Origin of the sequence: Acinetobacter sp. YH12211, assembly GCF_013418015.1 — a bacterium.
GTDB classification, from domain to species: Bacteria; Pseudomonadota; Gammaproteobacteria; order Pseudomonadales; family Moraxellaceae; genus Acinetobacter; species Acinetobacter towneri.
The window spans coordinates 1-4360 of the sequence record NZ_VPCW01000058.1 but is presented as its reverse complement, the minus strand read 5'-3'; the positions used below and the strand labels follow the sequence as shown (position 1 = coordinate 4360).

Below are 4360 nucleotides of genomic sequence, written 5' to 3'. Positions count from 1 at the left end.
TTCCATTTTAGAGATTTGTTTAAGATAAGATATAACTCATTGAGATGTGTCATAGTATTCGTCGTTAGAAAACAATTATTGTGACATTATTTCAATGAGTTATCTATTTTTGTCGTGTACAGAGAAAATTAAGCTACTGTTTTAGCGAATCCAGGGGTTAAAAAAACCAAGCCGAAGCTTGGTTTTTGTTGGGTCTTTATTTAAGCGCGTTACTCATCATTGATCAAAATGAATCACACTACGAATAGATTTACCCTCATGCATTAAATCAAAGGCTTCATTAATTTGGTCTAGCCCCATGGTGTGCGTTACAAATGGTTCGAGTTGAATATCACCCTTCATGGCTTCTTCAACCATGCCTGGCAATTGCGAACGACCTTTTACACCACCAAACGCAGTTCCTTTCCAAGTACGACCTGTCACCAATTGGAATGGACGAGTTGAAATTTCCTGACCTGCACCTGCAACACCAATAATAATGGATTGTCCCCAACCACGATGCGCACATTCCAAAGCGGAACGCATCACATTGGTATTTCCAATACATTCAAAAGAATGATCTACGCCCCAACCTGTTTTTTCCACAATGACTTCCTGAATTGGGCGGTCATAATCTTTTGGATTTAAGAATTCGGTTGCACCAAATTGTTCTGCCAATTTGAATTTCTCTGGGTTGGTATCAATGGCGATAATACGGCTGGCTTTGGCTTTATGCGCACCTTGCACAACAGCTAAACCAATACCACCTAAGCCAAATACCGCAACGGTATCGCCTTCTTGGACTTTTGCAGTATTTTTAACTGCACCTAAACCAGTTGTAACACCGCAACCTAATAAGCAAACTTGCTCATGATTGGCTTCAGGATTAATTTTTGCTAAAGATACTTCAGCAACTACCGTATATTCACTAAAGGTTGAACAGCCCATGTAGTGATAAATCGGTTGTCCATTATAAGAAAAACGTGTCGTGCCATCAGGCATTAAACCTTTACCTTGTGTCGCACGTACGGAAACGCATAGGTTGGTTTTACCAGATTTACAGAATAAACATTCGCCACATTCTGCTGTGTAAAGCGGAATCACATGATCGCCTGGTTGAACACTGGTCACACCCTCACCAACTTCAACCACAATACCTGCACCTTCATGGCCAAGAACTGCAGGGAAAACACCTTCAGGATCTTCACCCGATAAGGTAAATGCATCGGTATGGCATACCCCTGTGTGGGTAATTTTGACCAAGACTTCTCCAGCCTGCGGCGGTGCAACATCAATTTCAACAATTTCAAGCGGCTGACCTGGGCCGAATGCGACGGCTGCACGTGATTTCATGAGCAAATTATCCCTAAAAAATACATTAACAGATGATAAGGGGCTGCTGACAATTCGTCTATGTTTGCGATGTGAGAGAGATATCTCGCAAGCTATTTATAAAATATCAACAGACTCTCACAATACCCTCTTTCTATTCAGAGTTTCAAGCATTAACATGAGGATAATCTCCATGTATAAATACAGAATGACTTAAGAATAATCATGAAGATCCAAAGACCTTGTTACTGGCTTGGAATGTTGGCTTTTTTCGCTATTTTACTGACAGGATGCAGTTTACCGATGAATCAAGCGAGCAAAGATAGCCCTGTTGAGCATTATGTAGATCATTGGCTGAATGGTCAGGAAATTGATGCACATTTATCCCAAAATTTAACAGCGTATCTTTCTCTAAATGATGCCTTTAGTAGCATCGCCTCGCGTTTATATTTGATTCAAAAAGCACAGCACCATTTAGATTTACAATATTACATTTGGGAAGATGATTTAATTGGTCAGTTGATGTTGGCTGAACTGCTCAAAGCAGCAGATCGTGGTGTAAAAGTTCGTTTATTAATTGATGATCAAAATGGTACGCAACTTGATCCAACCTTAAAACGGCTTGCTCAGCATCCTAATTTTGAAATAAAAATTTTCAATCCGTACAAATATCGGCATTTTCGTGTGATGGATTATTTGTTTCGTTTTAAACAAATCAATCGCCGTATGCACAATAAACTAATTATTGCCGATGGGGCGATTGCCGTGACAGGTGGGCGTAATATTAGCCGTGAATATTTTGATGCCAGTGAAAATTTTCAATTTACTGATATGGATATTCTATTCTATGGCAGTGCTGTCCCCCAAGCCAATGCCGTGTTTTTAGAGTTTTGGAATGACGAACTAAGCTATTCAGTAAAGCAATTATTAGGCACAGGCAACGCGTTGCAATTGAGAGAATTGCGTAATCGCTATGAATTAAATGCCAAATATAAAGATAAAATTCGTGAACGTGTGGCTAACGCGCAAGAAGAAGTCAGCATCAAATTAGAACAACATCCTGTACAGTGGGTATGTGCGCATTTTGTGGCAGATTCTCCGAATAAAATTCGGGGTACAGCTCAAGGCGAGCAACTGATTTACAAACAAATGTTAAAGTTAATGGGTGAGCCCAAACAACATTTAGAACTGGTTTCTGCCTATTTTGTCCCAACAGAAGATGGTCTTAAAACACTCACTCAACTGGCTGAAAAAGGAATACAGATACGTGTATTGACCAATTCATTTTTAGCCAATGATGTGCCTTTGGTACATGCATTTTATCAGCAGTATCGCGTAGATTTACTTAAATCAGGTATTCGTTTATATGAATTTAAGCCTTATATTGAACGAAAAAAGCGTACTTGGTATGAAGTTGCAACGGGTAACGTAATTCCTGCCAAAGGCAAAAACGCCTCGAGTTTACATGCCAAATTCTTTGATATAGATGGCATGGTCTTTGTAGGTTCTTTTAACCTTGATCCTCGTTCTGCAAAATTAAATACCGAAGTTGGCTTGGTGTTAGAGTCTGAACAATTGCAAAACGATGTTTCTCAATCTTTAGACCGCTATTTGCCACAAATTGCGTATGAACTGCAATTAGACGAAAACGGTCAAATTATTTGGTTAGATCATCAGGCAGATGGCAGTATTCAAACGTATCATCATGATCCTGAAACCACACAGTTTCAGCGTTTTATGATGAAAACAGTTTCATTATTCCCTATTGAATGGATGATGTAATGACAATAGATAGACATTAATTATGGAAGCGTATTTTTCTTTCTCTGCCATCACTGTCTACAATTATTTAAAGTTACTTATAGTAAGCCTATTTCTTTAAATAAGTTAAAATACGCTTCTGCCTTTTTCTCTAAAGCTAAAGGATAGGCTCGTGAAGATGAAGGCATCCGATATAAATGCAGCTCACGCTTGGCAAAATAGCAATGTGTCGCCTGCCCAATTTGAGGTTTTTCGGCAGATTCAGGCATAGATAACATGAGTGTATCAGTCGCTTTATCGCCTGTGGTCATAATGCTTTGACATAAAGGTATCTTGCTTAAAAGTGCTGCAATATCCATTGGTTTTTCAATCTGTAAAAATTTGTCTGATGCATTGCCTTTTAAGCGAATCACCTGCTGCGCCGTATCTGAAATAGCAATGCCAGTGGTGTTTAAAAAATCAATAATTTTATGAAGATGAAAATTTTTAGCTTCTAAATCTAAAAAGTAGTTTTTATCTTGAAAAAAGCATAAGCCCAAAATTCGCCACATATCATTTTGATAATTCGGATAATAAAAATCCATTTTCCAACGGCTTTTAGGTGGTGGAAAACTCCCAAGCATTAACAGCTTGGCATTGGCTGGTAAAAAGGGTTCGAGTGGATGGGTTTCTATTTTAGAATCAGACATTTATAGATTGAACCTTTGGTCTTTAAATTAAGCTAAGACATTGCAGTACGAGCAACTTCATAATGATTTTTATGTAACTTCCCTTGATTGAATAACCATGTCGCAACTTCTGGCCAAAAATACATTGCAGATCTAGATGCAAGTCCATACATCGGACGTGGAAAGTTTCCGTCACCACGTTTATTTTGCGCATATAAAGATAATGCTTGACGAGTCATTCCAGCACGTTCAGCCATTACTGCCAAAGTTGAATAACCTTGCTCTTCTACTATCAGATCATGAAATCCTAATGAGCGAATATTGTCTAATGCTGAGTGAATCGCTTGTTCTGCATTTTCAGCTTCACGGTCAAACTCAAGATAAATTGTATCGTTATAACTGCAAACTAATGCATCATCACAACCCGCTTCAAAGAACTTATCTTCTAGCACAGACAGATCAGAACGTGCGTCACGTACCACAACAGTAAAGTGTTGACATACTCCCACCACTTTCGTTTTCACTCAAGTGGGGGATTCTAAAAGCAAAGCTCTTAGGCGACTTCCTCACGGATTTCGCTTGCTTTCTGCTTCTTAGGGCGACCTTTACCGCATCCACCC

General features: G+C 39.0%; 4 protein-coding genes. 1 reads left to right on the top strand and 3 read right to left on the bottom strand.

Annotated elements, in window-relative coordinates; genetic code table 11:
• Positions 1–216: 216 nt before the first annotated feature.
• Positions 217–1332, bottom strand: a complete 1116-nt coding sequence (locus FTU98_RS13720) for an S-(hydroxymethyl)glutathione dehydrogenase/class III alcohol dehydrogenase (protein WP_004973720.1) — start codon at positions 1330–1332, stop codon at positions 217–219.
• A gap of 237 nt (positions 1333–1569) precedes the next feature.
• On the opposite strand from FTU98_RS13720, the gene FTU98_RS13715 reads away from it, so the two are divergent.
• Entirely contained in the window at positions 1570–3093 is a 1524-nt protein-coding gene (locus FTU98_RS13715) for a phospholipase D family protein (RefSeq protein ID WP_131261443.1), read from the top strand.
• Between the two features lie 77 nt (positions 3094–3170).
• Here FTU98_RS13715 and FTU98_RS13710 read toward each other — a convergent pair whose 3' ends face one another.
• Both FTU98_RS13710 and FTU98_RS13705 read right to left on the bottom strand, forming a co-directional pair.
• Entirely contained in the window at positions 3171–3761 is a 591-nt protein-coding gene (locus tag FTU98_RS13710) for a uracil-DNA glycosylase family protein (RefSeq protein WP_104851964.1), read from the bottom strand.
• A 32-nt stretch (positions 3762–3793) separates the two neighbouring features.
• A complete protein-coding gene (locus tag FTU98_RS13705; RefSeq protein ID WP_373885924.1) occupies positions 3794–4252 on the bottom strand; it encodes an XRE family transcriptional regulator in 459 nt (152 codons plus the stop codon).
• Positions 4253–4360: the final 108 nt, after the last annotated feature.